The 15874-nt window shown below is 71.8% G+C and carries 15 protein-coding genes; 8 read left to right on the top strand and 7 right to left on the bottom strand.

Annotated features, from left to right (window positions below):
• Positions 1-92 precede the first annotated feature (92 nt).
• The 3 genes from ACFY3D_RS01830 (at position 93) to alc (ending at position 3852) form a co-directional block, all read left to right on the top strand.
• On the top strand, positions 93-1334 hold the full coding sequence (locus tag ACFY3D_RS01830; RefSeq protein ID WP_389973586.1) for a glycerate kinase: 1242 nt from the start codon (positions 93-95) through the stop codon (positions 1332-1334).
• 72 nt (positions 1335-1406) lie between these two features.
• On the top strand, positions 1407-2720 hold the full coding sequence (allB, locus tag ACFY3D_RS01825) for an allantoinase AllB (protein ID WP_389973583.1): 1314 nt from the start codon (positions 1407-1409) through the stop codon (positions 2718-2720).
• Positions 2721-2802: 82 nt separating this feature from the next.
• Complete coding sequence (alc, locus tag ACFY3D_RS01820) at positions 2803-3852, top strand: allantoicase (protein ID WP_389973580.1); 1050 nt, start codon at positions 2803-2805, stop codon at positions 3850-3852.
• 78 nt (positions 3853-3930) lie between these two features.
• Here alc and pknB read toward each other — a convergent pair whose 3' ends face one another.
• From pknB to thiO, 4 genes are all read right to left on the bottom strand, one after another.
• Positions 3931-5880 (bottom strand): Stk1 family PASTA domain-containing Ser/Thr kinase, encoded by a 1950-nt coding sequence (pknB, locus tag ACFY3D_RS01815; protein WP_389973577.1) that lies wholly within the window; start codon positions 5878-5880, stop codon positions 3931-3933.
• Positions 5881-5955: 75 nt separating this feature from the next.
• Positions 5956-6732, bottom strand: a complete 777-nt coding sequence (locus tag ACFY3D_RS01810; protein WP_362895837.1) for a thiazole synthase — start codon at positions 6730-6732, stop codon at positions 5956-5958.
• A 138-nt stretch (positions 6733-6870) separates the two neighbouring features.
• Positions 6871-7071 (bottom strand): sulfur carrier protein ThiS, encoded by a 201-nt coding sequence (gene thiS / locus ACFY3D_RS01805; RefSeq protein ID WP_350948022.1) that lies wholly within the window; start codon positions 7069-7071, stop codon positions 6871-6873.
• The gene (gene thiO, locus ACFY3D_RS01800; protein ID WP_389973574.1) at positions 7068-8345 is read right to left on the bottom strand and encodes a glycine oxidase ThiO; all 1278 of its coding nucleotides are present in this window, start codon (positions 8343-8345) and stop codon (positions 7068-7070) included. The genes thiS and thiO overlap by 4 nt, the downstream gene beginning before the upstream one ends.
• Positions 8346-8659: 314 nt before the next feature.
• On the opposite strand from thiO, the gene ACFY3D_RS01795 reads away from it, so the two are divergent.
• From ACFY3D_RS01795 to thiE, 3 genes are read left to right on the top strand one after another with little or no spacing between them, the layout of a single operon-like run.
• Positions 8660-9838, top strand: a complete 1179-nt coding sequence (locus ACFY3D_RS01795; RefSeq protein ID WP_389973571.1) for an NAD(P)/FAD-dependent oxidoreductase — start codon at positions 8660-8662, stop codon at positions 9836-9838.
• 50 nt (positions 9839-9888) lie between these two features.
• Entirely contained in the window at positions 9889-10263 is a 375-nt protein-coding gene (locus ACFY3D_RS01790) for an Rv2175c family DNA-binding protein (protein WP_350948025.1), read from the top strand.
• Positions 10241-10882, top strand: a complete 642-nt coding sequence (gene thiE, locus ACFY3D_RS01785) for a thiamine phosphate synthase (protein WP_350948026.1) — start codon at positions 10241-10243, stop codon at positions 10880-10882. Before ACFY3D_RS01790 ends, thiE begins: the two co-directional genes overlap by 23 nt.
• Positions 10883-11070: 188 nt before the next feature.
• Here thiE and ACFY3D_RS01780 read toward each other — a convergent pair whose 3' ends face one another.
• Positions 11071-12138 carry a polyprenyl synthetase family protein gene (locus tag ACFY3D_RS01780; protein WP_389973567.1) on the bottom strand — a complete coding sequence of 356 codons (1068 nt, stop codon included), beginning with the start codon at positions 12136-12138 and terminating at the stop codon, positions 11071-11073.
• A gap of 415 nt (positions 12139-12553) precedes the next feature.
• Here ACFY3D_RS01780 and metF point away from each other — a divergent pair, with 415 nt between their 5' ends.
• Complete coding sequence (gene metF, locus ACFY3D_RS01775; protein WP_350948028.1) at positions 12554-13486, top strand: methylenetetrahydrofolate reductase [NAD(P)H]; 933 nt, start codon at positions 12554-12556, stop codon at positions 13484-13486.
• Positions 13487-13509: 23 nt separating this feature from the next.
• On the opposite strand, the gene ACFY3D_RS01770 is transcribed toward metF, so the two are convergent.
• Positions 13510-14058: a GNAT family N-acetyltransferase gene (locus ACFY3D_RS01770; protein WP_389973564.1), complete on the bottom strand. Its 549-nt coding sequence runs from the start codon at positions 14056-14058 to the stop codon at positions 13510-13512.
• A gap of 332 nt (positions 14059-14390) precedes the next feature.
• Complete coding sequence (locus ACFY3D_RS01765; protein WP_350948030.1) at positions 14391-14867, bottom strand: YbaK/EbsC family protein; 477 nt, start codon at positions 14865-14867, stop codon at positions 14391-14393.
• A gap of 119 nt (positions 14868-14986) precedes the next feature.
• Between ACFY3D_RS01765 and ACFY3D_RS01760 the strand changes: the two genes are divergently transcribed.
• Entirely contained in the window at positions 14987-15796 is an 810-nt protein-coding gene (locus tag ACFY3D_RS01760; protein ID WP_350948031.1) for a L,D-transpeptidase family protein, read from the top strand.
• Positions 15797-15874 lie beyond the last annotated feature (78 nt).

The raw sequence follows: 15874 nt of genomic DNA, 5'->3' as shown, positions 1-15874 counted from the left end.
GGTGCTCCGTCTCATCGGGGTCCGGCGTCCGCCTCCCGGCCGTTCACGCCGGCCGGGGGCGCGTGCCCCCCGTCCGTCAGCAAGGAGCAGGGTTGTCTGAGTCTTCGGGACACGTCGTGATCGCCCCGGACAAGTTCAAGGGCTCGCTCACCGGCGCCGAGGTCGCCGCGCGGGTCGCGGCGGGCCTCGGGCCGGGCGTCGCCACGGTCGCGTTACCGGTGGCCGACGGTGGTGACGGCACCGTGGACGCGGTCGTGGCCTGCGGGTTCACCCGCGTCGAGGTCGAGGTCACCGGTCCCGTCGGCGAATCGGTCCTCGCCTCCTACGCCTGGCGCGACGCCTCCTCGGGGGAGGGTGCCCTCGCGGGAGTGGACGTGCCGACGGCGGTCGTCGAGCTGGCCGAGGCGTCAGGGCTGCGGCGGCTGCCGGTCGCCTCGGGGCGCGCGGCCACCGAGGGATCTCCCGCGCACGAGGGGGTGGAGCTCGCCCCGCTCACCGCGACCAGTCACGGCACCGGCGAGCTGATCGCCCACGCGGTACGGCGCGGGGCGAGGCGGGTCGTGCTCGGCCTCGGCGGCAGCGCCTGCACCGACGGTGGCGCGGGCATGATGCGGGCGCTCGGCGTCCGCTTCCTGGATTCCGGGGGGCGGGAACTTCCCTTCGGGGGAGCGGCCCTCCGCGACCTGGAAAAAATCGATATTTCTGGACTTATCGCGATTGATGATGTCGAGTTCGTCGTCGCCGGTGACGTGGACAACCCGCTACTCGGCCCACACGGCGCCGCCGCCGTGTACGGACCGCAGAAGGGCGCGAGTCCTGAGGACGTGAAGCTGCTCGACCGGGCACTCGCCAGGCTCGCCGCCGTCGCCGCGCACACCCACGGACTGGTCGGCGCCATCGAGCACGACGGTGTCGTCCGTTCGATGGGGGTGGCGGGGCGGCCGGGCGCGGGCGCCGCCGGGGGAGTGGGCTTCGCCGCGCTCGCCTTCCTCGCGGCCGACTTCCGTCCCGGCATCGACTACCTCCTTGAGCTGCTCGGCTTCCGCGACCGGCTTGAGGGCGCACGCCTCGTCATCACCGGTGAGGGCTCGCTCGACGAGCAGACACTGCGCGGCAAGGCCCCCGCCGGGGTCGCGAGCGCCGCCGCCAAGGCGGGCGTCCCGGTCGTCGCGGTCTGCGGGCGCCGCACGCTGGGCGACGAGGAGCTGAACGCGGCGGGGATCACCGCCGCCTACGCGCTCACCGACATCGAGCCCGACCCGGCCGTGTGCATGTCCCAGGCGGGCCCGCTGCTGGAACGGCTCGCGCGCACGGTCGCGGAAAGGCACCTCTGACAGGCGGCCGACCGGCAGGCGGCTCATGGACGGCTCATGGACGGCTCATGGACGGCGAGGAACGGAGAGTGGATGAGCGCGGAGGTTGAGGACGTGGCGGATCTGGTCATCAGGTCCCGCAGGGTCGTACTGCCCGAGGGAGAGGGCCCGGCGGCGGTCGCCGTGAGGGGCGGGAAGATCGTCGGAGTGTACTCGCACGACGCCGCGCCGGACGCCGTCGAGCAGGTCGACCTCGGCGACGTCGCGCTGCTGCCCGGCCTGGTCGACACCCACGTACACGTCAACGAGCCGGGCCGTACCCACTGGGAGGGGTTCGCCTCCGCCACCCGGGCGGCCGCCGCGGGCGGGGTGACCACGATCGTGGACATGCCGCTCAACTCGCTGCCACCGACCGTGAACGCGGACGCCCTGGCCGTGAAGCGCGAGGCGGCGGACGGGCAGTGCGCGGTGGACGTCGCCTTCTGGGGCGGGGCGATCCCCGGAAACGCCGGGGACCTGCGGCCGCTGCACGAGGCGGGCGTGCGCGGGTTCAAGTGCTTCCTGTCCCCGTCCGGCGTGGACGAGTTCCCGCCGCTCGACGAGGACGGGCTGCGGGCCGCCATGGTGGAGATCGCCTCCTTCGACGGGCTGCTGGTCGTCCACGCCGAGGACCCCGCGCTGCTCGCCGACCCGGAAGGACCGGGATACCCGGAGTTCCTCGGCTCCCGGCCAGGAGAGGCCGAGTGCCGCGCCGTCGAACGGGTCGCCGCGCTGGCGGGGGAGACCGGGGTACGGGCGCACATCCTGCACGTGTCGTCCGCGCTGTGCCTGGAACCGCTGGCGAAGGCGAGGCGGGAGGGGGTGCGGATCACCGCGGAGACCTGCCCGCACTACCTCACGCTGATGGCCGAGGAGGTGCCCGAGGGCGCCACTCAGTTCAAGTGCTGCCCGCCGATCCGCTCCTCGGCCAACCGTGACGAACTCTGGCGCGGCCTCGCCGACGGGGTGCTCGGCTGCGTCGTCTCCGACCACTCGCCGTCCACCCCCGACCTGAAGGTGCCCGACTTCGCCGCCGCCTGGGGCGGGATCTCCTCCCTGCAGCTCGGCCTCACCGCCGTCTGGACCGAGGCGGCCCGGCGCGGGCACGGCCTGGGTGACGTCGTGCGCTGGATGGCGGAACACCCGGCCGCGCTGGCCGGGCTGCGCGGCAAGGGCGCCATCGCCGTGGGCGCGGACGCCGACCTGGTCGCCTTCGACGCCGACGCCGTCCACACCGTGGACGTCTCCACCCTGCACCACAAAAACCCGGTCACCCCCTACCACGGCAGGACGTTGATGGGCGAGGTCCGTACGACGTGGCTGCGCGGCCGGGTCGTGGGGAACGATCCCCAGGGCACCCTCCTGTAGGACGACGCCGCCAAGACGATCCCGGTCCGCGGTGGGACCGCCACGGCGGCCCGGACGGTTCACCGTGAGAAAGGCCCTCTCCTTGACCGAACCGACCGACGCGACCGACGCGACCGAACCGGCCAACGCGACTGACGCGACTGACGCGACCGAGCCGACCGACGCGGCCGGCCCCACCGGATTCACCGCGCTGCCCGACCTCGCCCTGCGCACCCTCGGCGGCGCGGTCGTCGCGGCCAACGACGAGTCCTTCGCCGAGAGGGAGAGCCTCATCAGGCCGGGCCGTCCCGGCTTCATGCCGCACACCTTCGGAGCCAAGGGCCAGGTCTACGACGGCTGGGAGACCCGCAGGCGACGCGAGCCCGGCCACGACTGGGCCCTGGTCAGGCTCGGCATGCCCGGCGTGGTGAGGGGCGTGGTGATCGACACCGCCTGGTTCAAGGGCAACTACCCGCCGTACGCCTCCGTCGAGGCCGTCGAGGTCGAGGGCTACCCGACGGTCGCCGAGCTGGAGGCGGCCGACTGGGTGGAGATCGTTCCCAGAAGCGGTCTCAAGGGGGACGCCGAGCACCTCTTCGCGGTGTCCGGCGAGCGCCGCTACACGCACGTGCGGCTGAACATGTTTCCCGACGGGGGCATCGCCCGCCTGCGAGTGCACGGCGAGGTCAGGCCCGACCTGTCCCTGTACGAAGGACTCGGCCTGGACCTGGCCGCCCTGGAGAACGGCGCGCTCGTCACCGCATGCTCCAACGAGTTCTACTCCTCGCCCAACAACGCCATCTCACCGGGTCTCGCCCGTCACCAGGCCGAGGGCTGGGAGACCGCGCGCCGCCGCGACGGCGGCAACGACTGGCTGGTGATCCGCCTGGCGGGCTCCGGTGTCGTCGGCCTCGCCGAGATCGACACCACCAACCTGGTGTTCAACGCCCCCGCCGAGGTCTCCGTCACGGGCACCGCGGACGGCACCACCTGGTTCCCGCTGCTGCCCAGGACCCGTCTGCTGCCCGACACCCGGCACCGCTTCCGCATCCGGGACGCGCCCGCGGCCACGTACGCCAGGGTGGACATCTATCCGGACGGCGGCCTGGCCAGGGTCCGCCTGCACGGCTTCCTCACCGAGACCGAGAGCTGACGCGGTCCCGGCGACGGATGGTGACCCGCGGTCCACACCCCGCCCGTACGGCCTCCTTCACAGGGGCCGTACGGGAGGTCAGTACCAGATGGTGACCTGGGTGCCGGGCGGGACCGCCTGGCCGCCCGGCGGGACCTGGGCCAGGACCCTGCCCTTGCCCAGGGTGCGCTTCATCTTCACTGTGACCCCCGCGGCGCGCAGCTCGTCTCTCGCAGCCCGGTAGTCCTTGAAGACGATGTTCGGGATCACCACGACGTTGCCGCCGTTGTCTCCGTTCTCCCCGGGCGGAACCTCACCGTCGCGCTCCCAGGGCCAGCGCCACTCGCTGCTGCACTGCGACAGGGTGAGCCGGACCACGGCGCCCTTGTCGATCTCGGCCTTGGGTTGCGGGTCCTGGGCGATGACGGTGCACGGCTGGGCCGAGTCGGTCTGCTCGACGAACTCGGGAGCGAACCCCGCCCCGCGCAGCACCCCGTCGGCCTGGTCGCGAGGCATGCCCCTCACGTCCGGCATGAGCAGGCCCGCACTCACGATCAGGTCGACTTTGCTGTTCTCCTTGACCGGGTTTCCCACGGCGGGGACGGTCCGCATCACCTGGCCGCGCGGCACGGTCTCGCTGGGCTGCTTCTTGACGTCGTCGACGAGGAGTGAGGATTCGGCCAGCCTGCTCCTGGCCTGTGGTTCGGTCATTCCCACCACATTGGGCACCGCGACCCGCTTGGGGCCGGCGGAGGCGATGAGGATCAGCTTGCTCCCCGGCTCGGCCTCGGTGCCGGCCACGGGCTCGGTGCGCAGCACGGTCCCCTTCGGGGCCTTCTCGTCGTGCTCGGCCTTGCCGGTCTCGACGGTGAAGCCGCGCTGCTTGGCCTCGCCGGTGGCGGCCGTGATGTTCTTGCCCACCAGGGTGGAGGGCACCACGATGGAGGTGTTCTGCGAGAACAGCCAGCCGGTCACCCCCACCGCGATCACCATGACCGCGGCGAGCCCGATCAGGAACCAGCGGGCGCCGGACCTCCCGCCTGCCTTGGGAGCGGTCGTGTGGCGGCCGTCGGCCGGGCCGGTGGGCAACTCCACGCGGGGCTGGATCAGCGTGTGGTTGGCCGGGGCGGGGGGCGTGGGCGCCGCCGTCTCGGGGCCGTGCGGCGGGCCGGCGGGCAGGGACGGCACCGGGCCGCTCTCCCTGGGCAGCATCCGGTGGGCCTCGACGGCGGCGACGAGCAGCGCGGTGGCGTCCACGGGGCGGTTCGCGGGATCGCGGGCCGTCGCCTTCGCCACCAGGGTGTCGAGCAGCGGGGGAGAGCCGGGCAGCAGTGCCGAGGGCACGGGAACCGTGTCGTGCACGTGCCGGTAGGCGACCGACATCGGGGTCTCGCCCTCGTAGGGCTGGCGGCCGGTCAGAAGCTCGAACAGCATGATGCCGGCCGCGTAGACGTCGCTGCGGGCGTCGGCGCCTCCCGCGGTCACCTGCTCGGGCGACATGTAGCCGATGGTGCCGATCATGACACCGGTGCGCGTCTGGTTGCTCGCCTCGATCGCGCGGGCCAGGCCGAAGTCGACGACCTTGACCCGGCCGTCGTCGGCGAGCAGCACGTTCTCCGGCTTGACGTCCCGGTGGATCAGGCCGGACTGGTGGGCGGCGCCCAGCGCGGCGAGGACCGGGATCATGACCTCCAGTGCCTCGCGGGCGGGCAGCCTGCCCCGGGCACGGAGCACGTCGCGCAGGGTCCGGCCCGGCACGTACTCCATCGAGAGGTAGACGTTGTCGCCGTCGGTGCCCTGGTCGAACACGTGCACCACGTTGGGGTGCGACAGGCTGGCCACCGACTTGGCCTCGCCGATGAAGCGACGCACGAAGGCGGGGTCCTCGGCGAGCGAGCGGTGCATCACCTTGACGGCGACCGTGCGGTCGAGCCGGACGTCCAGGGCCAGATAGACGGTCGCCATTCCGCCCCGGGCGATCCGGGACTCGACGCGGTAACGCCCGTCGAGGAGTTTCCCGACCAGGGGGTCCGTAAGCGTCGTGTCCACGTGGCCGAGTTTACGGGCGATTTGGCGCCGACAGGATCCCCGAATCCCAAACCGATGCCGAGACGTGGTGGTTTTCTATCGATGGACCGCCGGCGGCCTGTCGATCGAGGGAGAGGAGGCTTCCGCGTAGCGACGCCGGGGTATCCGCCCGGCCATACGCGCGAACCGGCCTGCGCAGACGGCCGAGCGCATCGCCTGGGCCATCAGGTCGGGACGCTGTGCCCGGGTGACCGCCGTGGCCAGCAGGACCGCGTCGCAGCCGAGCTCCATGGCGAGTGCCGCGTCGCTGGCCGTGCCGATCCCGGCGTCCAGGATCACCGGCACGCTCGCGAACTCCACGATCAGCTCGATGTTGTGCGGGTTGCGGATGCCGAGTCCCGAGCCGATCGGCGCGCCCAGCGGCATCACCGCCGCGCAGCCCGCCTGCTCCAGTCTGCGTGCCAGTACGGGATCGTCGCCGATGTAGGGCAGCACCGTGAACCCGTCGGCGACCAGCCGCTCCGCCGCGTCGAAGGTCTCGATGGGGTCGGGCAGCAGGGTGCGCTCGTCGGCGATGACCTCCAGCTTGACCCAGTCGGTCTCCAGCGCCTCCCTGGCGAGCCTGGCGGTCAGCACGGCCTCACCGGCGGTGAAGCAACCCGCGGTGTTCGGCAGCACCTTGATGCCGCGCCGTCGCAGCACGTCGAGCACCGAACCCCGCGCGGACGGGTCGAGCCGCCGCATCGCGACGGTGGTCAGCTCGGTCCCGGAGGCGGCGAGCGCCTGGTCGAGGATCTCCAGGGACGGGGCGCCCCCGGTGCCCATGATGAGGCGGGAGGAGAACTTCTCCCCGCCGATGACCAGGTCGTCCACCGGGTCCGCCGTCACCCCGTCGGCCTCCCTCACGTCCGTCGTCACCCTGTCGCCCCCTCTCGCCTTCGTCGTCGGCCGGTCGGCCTCCCTGGCGTCCGTCATCGACCGGCCGGTCCCTCTCGCGTCCGTCGTCATCGGTCAGCCTCCCTGGACCGCGGTGAGCACCTCGACCCGGTCGGCCTCCGCGAGCGCCGTGGAATCCCAGGCGCCGCGCGAGACGACCTCGTCGTTCACCGCGACGGCCACCCCGTTCCGCACCTCGGTCAGCCGCCGTACGGCCTGCGCGACGGTCGCGCCCGAGGGCAACTCGTGCGCGGCGCCGTTGATGGTCACGTTCATCTGTACTCCTGCGGTGTGTGGTCGCGGAGGCGGTGCTCCCGTGGCGAAGGTTCTGGGGAATCGAGTTCCCGGGAGTCGTGCTTCCGGTGGTGCTCTCCGAGGTTGTGTTCCCGCTGTTCCCGGCGTTCCCGGTGGCGGTCCTGAGCACCGCGATCACCGAAGCGGAGCGGCGAGCAGATCGCGGAGAGCCCGGCGTCCGCCTCGCCCGCCTCCCGCGAGCAGAGGTCGGCGGTGAGCGGCGCGAGCAGGACCCCGCCCCGGTGATGCCCGGTGGCCAGGTGGAGACCGGGCACGATCGTGGCGCCGATCAACGGCAGGTTGTCCGGGGTGCCCGGACGCATGCCCGCGGTCATCTCGGCCACCTCCAGCTCGGTCACCCCGGGGACGAGCTCCCGCGCGTCGCGCAGCAGCTCCCACAGCCCACCGGCCGTGACGCGGGTGTCGAAGCCCATCTCCTCCTGGGTGGCGCCGAGGACCGTCTCGCCGTCGCCGCGCGGAACCAGGTAGACGTGCGAGCCGTGAACGACCCCGCGTACGCACCGCCGCAGGATCGGCGCGGGGGAGCGCAGTCGCATGATCTGGCCCTTGACCGGCCGTACCGGGGGCAGCGCCTCCGGGGGCACCCCCTCCAGGGAGCCCGACCAGGCTCCGGCGGCGAGGACCACCAGGTCGGCCCCGACACTCTCGCCGGTCGAGAGGCGTACCCCGGTGGCCCTTCCCGAGGCGGTGATCAGCTCGGCCGCGCGGGCGCGTACCAGGGTGCCGCCCGCGCGCTCCAGGGCCGCGAGGAGTGCCGCGGTGACCCGCCGGGGGTCCACCCAGGCGTCGCCGCCGGCCAGCAGGCCACCGCGGACCGCGGGGGCGAGCATGGGCTCCAGGCGGCGGCACTCGCGGCCGGTGAGCCGCTCGGCGGGCAGCCCCAGCTTGGAGACGAAGGCGGCGAGGTCGTCCAGTGCCGCCAGGTCGTCGGAGCCGAAGGCGACGTCGAGCGTGCCGTCGGTGCGGTAGTCGAGGTCGTGCCCGCTCGCGTCCGCCAGCTCGGCGGCGAAGGCGGGCCAGCGCTTCAGGGAGGCGAGCCCCAGCCGCAGCAGCGGCTCCTCGGTGTAGGTGACCTCGCTCACCGGGGCCAGCATGCCCGCCGCCGCGTGCGAGGCGCCGGAGGCCGGCGCGGGGTCGGCGACCGTCACCCTGTGGCCCCGGACGGCGGCGCGCCACGCCACCGACAGGCCGATCACGCCGCCGCCCACGACGAGGAGGTCGAGATGGTCCGCCATACGTGCTCCGCTCCCTTCGCCGGCATGACCCGGATCAGGTTCGTGGCGGTCGAGGGCCCGCTCGCGGTCGTCTCCGGACCTCGCTCGCCGTGCCGTGCGGGGCGTTCCTCCTCGCACATCACCAGCTCGCAGGGGGTCCTTCCTCGTCCGCAGCCCTCCTCTCAGCCCGGTGCGTTCCGGGCTCCCGCGCGTCTTCTCCTCTCACCCTAAGGGCTGGGACAACACGCTTAGCGCGTTAGATGTGAGGTAAATCCCGTTTTCGTTATCAACGACCGTTGGTAGGAGTACGGGGTTCCGGCTTATCGTCGGGAAGTGTGAATCATGTCGTGGTGGTTGGAGCCGGCCTCGCCGGTGTGCGCAGCGTGGAGGCGTTACGAGCCCGTGGGTTCGGCGGCAGGATCACCCTGATCGGGGAGGAGCGGCACCGGCCCTACGACCGCCCGCCCCTGTCCAAGGGAGTGCTGCTCGGCGAGACCGATTCCACGGTCGTCGACTCCGACCTCGACGCGCTTGAGATCGACTTTCGCGCGGGCGTGTCGGCCAAGGGTCTCCATCCCGGTGTGGTGGAGACCACCGAGGGCGAGATCGCCTACGACGGCCTGGTCGTCGCGACCGGTGCCCGCCCGATCAGGCTGCGCGGGGACGGCCCCCAGCACGTGGTGCGCACCATCGACGACGCGCTCCGGCTGCGCTCCCTGCTCGGCGAGGGAGTCAGGGTCGCCGTCATCGGCGCGGGCTGGATCGGCGCGGAGGTGGCCACCGCCGCCCGCAGGGCGGGCTGTGCCGTGACCGTCGTCGAGGCCGCCCGCACCCCGCTGGCCGCCGCGCTCGGCCAGGTCGGCGCGTACACCACCCCCTGGTACGCCGAGGCGGGCGTCGACCTGCGCCTGGGCACCATGGTCGCCTCCGTCGACCACGGGGGGCTCACCCTGGCGGACGGCTCCGCCCTGGAGGCCGACGTGGTCGTCACCGGCGTGGGCGTGCGGCCCGCGACCGAGTGGCTGGCCGGATCCGGCATCAGGCTCGACAACGGCGTGGTCACCGACGAGCACCTGCGCACCTCGCTGCCCGACGTGGTCGCGGTGGGTGACTGCGCCGCCTGGTGGTCGCGCCGCTACGGCATCCGCCTGCGCGTCGAGCACTGGGACACCGCCCTGGGCGCCCCGGACGTCGCGGTGGCCACACTCCTCGGCGACGCCGCGGTCTACGACCCGGTCCCCTATTTCTGGTCCGAGCAGTTCGGCCACATGGTCCAGTACGCCGGCCACCACGACGGTGCCCGGCTCGTCCTGCGCGGCGACCCTGCGGCCGAGGGAAAGCCCAGGTGGGCGATCTGCTGGGTGACCGAGGACGACCGGCTCGCCGCGGTGCTCTCGGTCAACCGCCCCCGCGATCTGGTCCAGGGGCGCCGCCTCATCGAGGGCGGCCAGCGCCTCGACGTCGATCGCCTCACCGACCCTGCGATAGCGTTGCGCGATTGTACGGTGGCGTAACCTCGCCGCCGGGTGTTTGGCGAAGGGCTCGATGTGGTAGTGGTGGATTCGTGACGCTTTCTGTTGCGCAGATCGACCGGGAAACCGACCAGCTGGTGGGCGAGTGGCTCACCCTGACCGAGGTGGCCAGAAGGCTCAACCTGAGCGCCGGTCGCGCCAAGCAACTTCTCAAGGACCGTAAGCTCATCGGAGTGCGCAGGGGCGGTGGAGAGCCACAGGTCCCCGCCGTGTTCCTCGTCGACGGAGAAGTGATCAAGGGCCTTCCCGGGACCCTCACGGTGCTCCTGGACGCCGGATACGACGACGTCGAATCCCTTCGCTGGCTTTTCACTCCCGACGACACGCTGCCGGGCTCACCGGTGGACGCGATCGTGGCGGGCCGCCACACCGAGGTGAAGAGACGTGCCCAAGCCCTCGGTTTCTGACGCCCGCCTGTATCTCTGCACGGACGGGCGCCGAGACCGGGGAGACCTCGCGGACTTCCTCGACGCCGCCCTCGCGGGCGGGGTCGACATCGTGCAGCTGCGCGAGAAGGGCCTTGAGGCGCGCGAGGAGCTCGACCTCCTCGCCGTCTTCCGCGAGGCCTGCGACCGGCACGGCGCCCTCCTGGCGGTGAACGACAGGGCCGACATCGCGTACGCGATCCGTCCCGACGTGCTCCACCTCGGCCAGGATGATCTGCCGGTGCGGGTCGCGCGCGACATGCTCGGCGACGACATCCTCATCGGGCGTTCCACTCACGCCCCCGAGGAGGCGTCCGCCGCGGCCGTCGAGCCCGGAGTCGACTACTTCTGCTGCGGCCCGATCTGGCCGACCCCTACCAAACCGGGAAGATCCGCCCCGGGCCCCGGTCTGCTCAGGCACGCCGCGGCCCTGGAGACCGACCGGCCATGGTTCGGCATCGGCGGCATCGACCTCGCCAACCTGGAGGAGGTCATGTCGTACGGCGTGCGCAGGGTCGTGGTCGTCCGGGCGATCACCGAGGCCGACGACCCCAAGGCGGCGGCGGCGGAGTTCAGGCGGAGGCTGGACGCCCCCGCCTGAGGTTTCCGCCGCTCCCGTGACTCGCCGCCCGGCGGGCCCGTGCCCACGGGCGGGCGGATCGCCTTGATCGTCGGCCCGGTCCTGTTCGCCGCCCGCCGGGAGCCGGCTCTGCCGGGAGCCGCTCCGTCGTGGGCGACCACGCCGCGAGCCGTTCCGCCATGTGCCGCTCCGTCATGTGCCGGGTACGGTCAGGTCCGCCGGGAGGTGGCGGCCACCGCGAGGTCGGCCAGGGCCACGCGGGCCTCGGGGAGGATCGGTGCGCCCTCCAGCGAACCGAGGGCGTTCTCCAGATACCCCTTGATCAGGTCCTCGCACGCCACGAGAGCCCCCGTCTCCTCGATGATCTGGCGCAGCCGGTCGATCCCCGTCTCGTCCAGGCCCGGGTCGCCGAGCGTGGTGCGCACCACCTGGGCCTGGGACTCCGAGGCCACGGCGAGCGTGCGGGCGATGAGCATCGTCCGCTTGCCCTCGCGAAGATCGTCGCCGGCCGGTTTGCCGGTCTCGTCCGGGTCGCCGAACACGCCGAGGATGTCGTCGCGCAGCTGGAAGGCGATGCCCACCGACTGCCCGTACTCCTCGCAGAGCCGGTCGATCCAGGGCTCCCTGCCCCGGGCCGCCAGCACCAGGCCGAGCCTGAGCGGCTGCTCCACGGAATACTTGCCGCTCTTGAAGAGGGCGACCCGCAGCGCGCTTTCGAAGGTGCCCTCGCCGTGCGCCTGCTCCAGCAGGTCGAAGTACTGACCGCACATCAGCTCGGTGCGCATGTCGTCGTGGACCTTCTGCGCCGCCGCCAGGGAGGCGGCCGGCAGGCCGCTGTTGCGCCACATCTCACCGGACCAGATGAGCATCAGGTTGCCCAGCAGGATGGCGGCCCCCTCGCCGAACTGCTCGGCCGAACCGTGCCAGCGGGCCTTCCTGTGCAGGTCCTCGAACCTGCGGTGCGCCGAGGGCATGCCCCGGCGCAGATCGCTGGCGTCCATCACGTCGTCGTGCACCAGAGCGCTGGCCTGGAGCAGCTCAAGCGAGGCCGCGGCGGAGAAGATGGCGGGCTCCTCGCCCCCGCCCGCACCGTGCCAGCCCCAGTAGCAGAAGGCGGGGCGCAGCCGCTTGCCACCCGCGAGGAAATCCTCGGCCGCAGAGATGAGCGGCGCCAGCTCGGGAGCGCTGACCTGTGGGCGCTGTTGTTCGACGAATCGCCGAAGAGAACGATCCACCTCGGACCGGATCATGTCCAACGCGGCTACAGAAGTGATCATCGAATACCTCCAGTGTGGAGACCCTGGGCTTCAGCTCTGGGGGGAAAACGCGGTACGGCGCCGTGCATCCCGGCGTCGTGACCGGCGGTGATGACACCCCGACCACCGTACGCATGATGGACAAGATCCTCTCCACCGGTCCGGCGGAGAGGTGGAACGCCTGTGGAGCCGGTGTGGGGCACGACACCTCCGGGTTCCTTGCGACTGAGGATGAGGCAGGGAACCCAATCTATGAAAATTGGAATCCCCCGGCTTTGACGGCGTGAGGAGGTCAGGTAATGAGATTAACGGTCCAAGGGGACATTTCGATCTAGAGGGGTGGTGGTTTACGTGCTAATTGTGACAAGTTCGCGCCACGCCCGGCGAAGATGATCTGATCGGACGGCCGAGCGGCCGGGCAAGTATCCTTGACCCCATGGCTCTGGGTCGCGCGTCTGTCCTTCCTGATCGTGTCGCCACCGTCCGCGAACTCCTCGCTGCCGGTGCCCGCTCGTTCTCCTTCGAGTTCTCCCCCCCGAAGACCGACGAGGGGGAGCGTCAGCTCTGGCGCGCCGTCCGTGAGCTGGAGTCGCTGCACCCCACCTTCGTGTCCGTCACCTACGGCGCCGGCGGCAGCACCCGAGACCGCACGGTCGACATCGTCGAGCGGATCGCCCACGAGACCACGCTCACCCCGGTCGCCCACTTCACCGCCGTCAACCACTCCGTCCGCGAGCTGCGCCATCTGATCGGCCGCTTCGCGGGAGCGGGCGTGCGCAACATCCTCGCCGTGCGGGGCGACCCGCCCGGCGACGTGACGGGCGAGTGGGTGCGCCACCCCGAGGGCGTCCTGTACGCCGAGGAGCTGGTCCGGCTCATCCGGCAGTCCGGCGACTTCTGCGTGGGCGTGGCCGCCTTCCCGTACAAGCACCCCAGGTCGGCCTCGATCGAGTCCGACACCGACTACTTCGTGCGCAAGTGCCGTGCGGGCGCCGACTACGCGATCACCCAGATGTTCTTTCGTGCCGAGGACTACCTGCGGTTGCGTGACCGGGTGGCCGCCGCCGGCTGTGACACGCCGATCATCCCCGGCATCATGCCCGTCACGCAGATGAGCACCATCGCCAGGTCCGAGCAGCTCTCCGGCGCGCCGTTCCCGCCGGAGGTGGCCGAGAGGTTCGCGGCCGTCGCCGACGACCCGGCCGCGGTGCGCAGCCTCGGCATCGAACACGCCGCCGAGCTCTGCCAGACCCTGCTCGACGAGGGCGCGCCGGGCATCCACTTCATCACCTTCAACCGCTCAAGCGCGACCCGGGAGGTCTTCCAGGCGCTCGACCACACGCCGGAGATCGCCCCGCTGCCGACCTGAGACCGCGGATCCTTCGGGACGGCTCAGCCGCCCAGCGGCAGGGGAGTCCCGAGGATCGCGTAGCGCTCGTGCCCACCGGGGAAGACGAACTGCGTGAGCAGGTCCACGAAGCCGATACTGCGATAGAGGTGGCGTGCCGCGGTGGGCCGGTCGCGGGTCGACAGCACGGCGGTGCGCTCCAGGCGGCCCGCGCACATCCCCGTGATCATCGCCCGGCCGATGCCCTTGCCCTGGTAGTCGGGGTGGACGTGGATCTCGGCGAGCTCCAGCGCGTCGCCCAGCCAGCCGCGGGCGCCGCCCTCTCCGTACTCGTCCGCGAGGGCTCGCCTGACCACGTCGTGCCACCACTGCCCGGGAACCCCGTGGAAGCCGTAGGCGATGCCCACAGGAGTGCCGTCGGGGAGCTCGGCGAACAGGCAGGTGAAGGCGGGATGAGTGGCGTGGTTTCCCATGATGAGCCTGCGGCCGGCGATCTGGTCGGCCGGAGGGTTCATCGCCTCGGTGTAGACGCCGAGGACCGCGTCCAGCCGGAGCGTGAACTCGTCGGGGCCGATCCGTCGCAGTCCGATCACGCGTCGCACCCTAGCAGGGTGGCCGTGGCACGGGTCACCGTGTGGCGAGGGAGGGTCGTCCGGCGCTCACCAGGGAGTTTCCCGGCCTTTCCCACCCGCCTGCCGACCCGGTCACGAAGGGCCTGACCGGCTTCTCGCGACCGCGCCCGGAGCCGTGCGGCTCCGGGCACGGTCGCGAGCGTCGTGCGCACGAAGCGCCGGCGTGCTCGCCCGCGGTCCGTTCGGTGTGGGACCGGTCGTGTCGCGCGTACGAGCCCGCCGGGTCGCGGGCGCGCAGGCCCGGGGTGGGCACGGAGCCCGTGGGCACCGAGTTCAAAAGCCGCGCGAAGCCGTTATTCGACCTCGACGGGCACCCCGCCGGTGATGCGGACGAGCTCGTCGAAGGAGGTCGGGAAGACGGTGTGCGGGTGGCCGGCCGCGGCCCAGACGACCTCGTGCTTGGCCAGCCAGGTGTCGACCAGGGTTCTGACCGGGGCGGGGTGGCCGATCGGGGCGACGCCGCCGATGACCTGGCCGGTGGCCGCCCGCACGAAGGCGGGGGCGGCGCGCTTCACCTTCGCCGCTCCGGCCGTCCTGGCGATCAGGTCGGTGTCGACGCGGTGGGCGCCGCTGGTCAGCACCAGGAGCGGCTCACCGTCGGCGTCGAATATCAGGCTGTTGGCGATGGCGCCGACCTCGCAGCCCAGCTGCGCGGCCGCGGTGGCGGCGGTGGGGGTGGCCTCCGCGAAGATGACGATCTCGCCGGGGACGCCGTGCTCGCGCAGGACGGCGGCGACTTTCTCGATGTTCGGATGCAACTTTTCTGGCACGCGGCCACTCTAAACAGATTGACCGTTGATTGCCGTTTCATGACCGGCTGTCTGCACAGGGAAACCGTGCGCTATGGTCCCTTGACCCGATCCATAGTGATATGAGGAGTTGATCGAAAGTGGGGGTTGGACTGCGGCCGGGAGTGGCCGCGCTGATGACGGCGGGGGCCGTGCTCCTCTCTTCCGTGTCTTTCGTGGGCGTCGCCCTTCCCGCCGGCGCCGCGGCGGCGGGGACGTCGGGTTCCCCGGCCGTCACGGCGGGGGTGACGGGCGTGTCCTCGTTCGTCGCGCCCGGCAAAACGCTCAAGCTCGGTGCGAAGGGCGCCGCGGTGAAGGTGCTCCAGACCCGGCTGGCCGAGCTCGGCTACGCCCCGGGCAGGATCGACGGCCGCTACGGCGGGGCGACCCTGACGGCGATCTGGGCCTTCCAGAAGGTGAACGGCATCTCGCCGACCAGCACCGTGGCACGCAGGACCTGGGACGCTCTGGAGGCTCCCCTGGCGCCGAAGGTGCTCGTCCCCAACGGCAAGCCGACCCGGGTGGAGGTCAACCTCGCCAAGCAGGTGATGGTCCTCTACGTGAACGGCACGGTGAAGCTGATCAGCCACACCTCCTCCGGCAGCGGGATCGCCTACTGCGAGACGGCCACCTGGGAGGGCAGGACCCAGCGGTTCTGCGGCGACGCGCGCACGCCGACCGGCGACTACAAGACCACCTGGCGCAGGGACGGCTGGCACAAGTCCTACCTGGGCCAGCTCTACAACCCGATCTTCTTCAACGGGGGCATCGCCTTCCACGGCGCGCTGTCGGTGCCGCTGGCGCCCGCCTCCCACGGTTGCGTACGACTGCCGATGCACGTGGCGGAGGTCCTTCCCGGGCTGCTCGGTACGGGGGTGCCGGTGCACGTCCGAGGCAGGTTCGTCCGGTAGGGGCGAGCCGGCGGAACGCGAGCCGCCGGTCGTGCCCACGCCGGTCGAGAGCAGGGGCCCCGGGAGACGGTGATCTCC

This window comes from Streptosporangium sp. NPDC000509 (assembly GCF_042898365.1).
GTDB lineage: Bacteria > Actinomycetota > Actinomycetes > Streptosporangiales > Streptosporangiaceae > Streptosporangium.
This window is presented reverse-complemented; position numbering and strand designations above follow the sequence as displayed.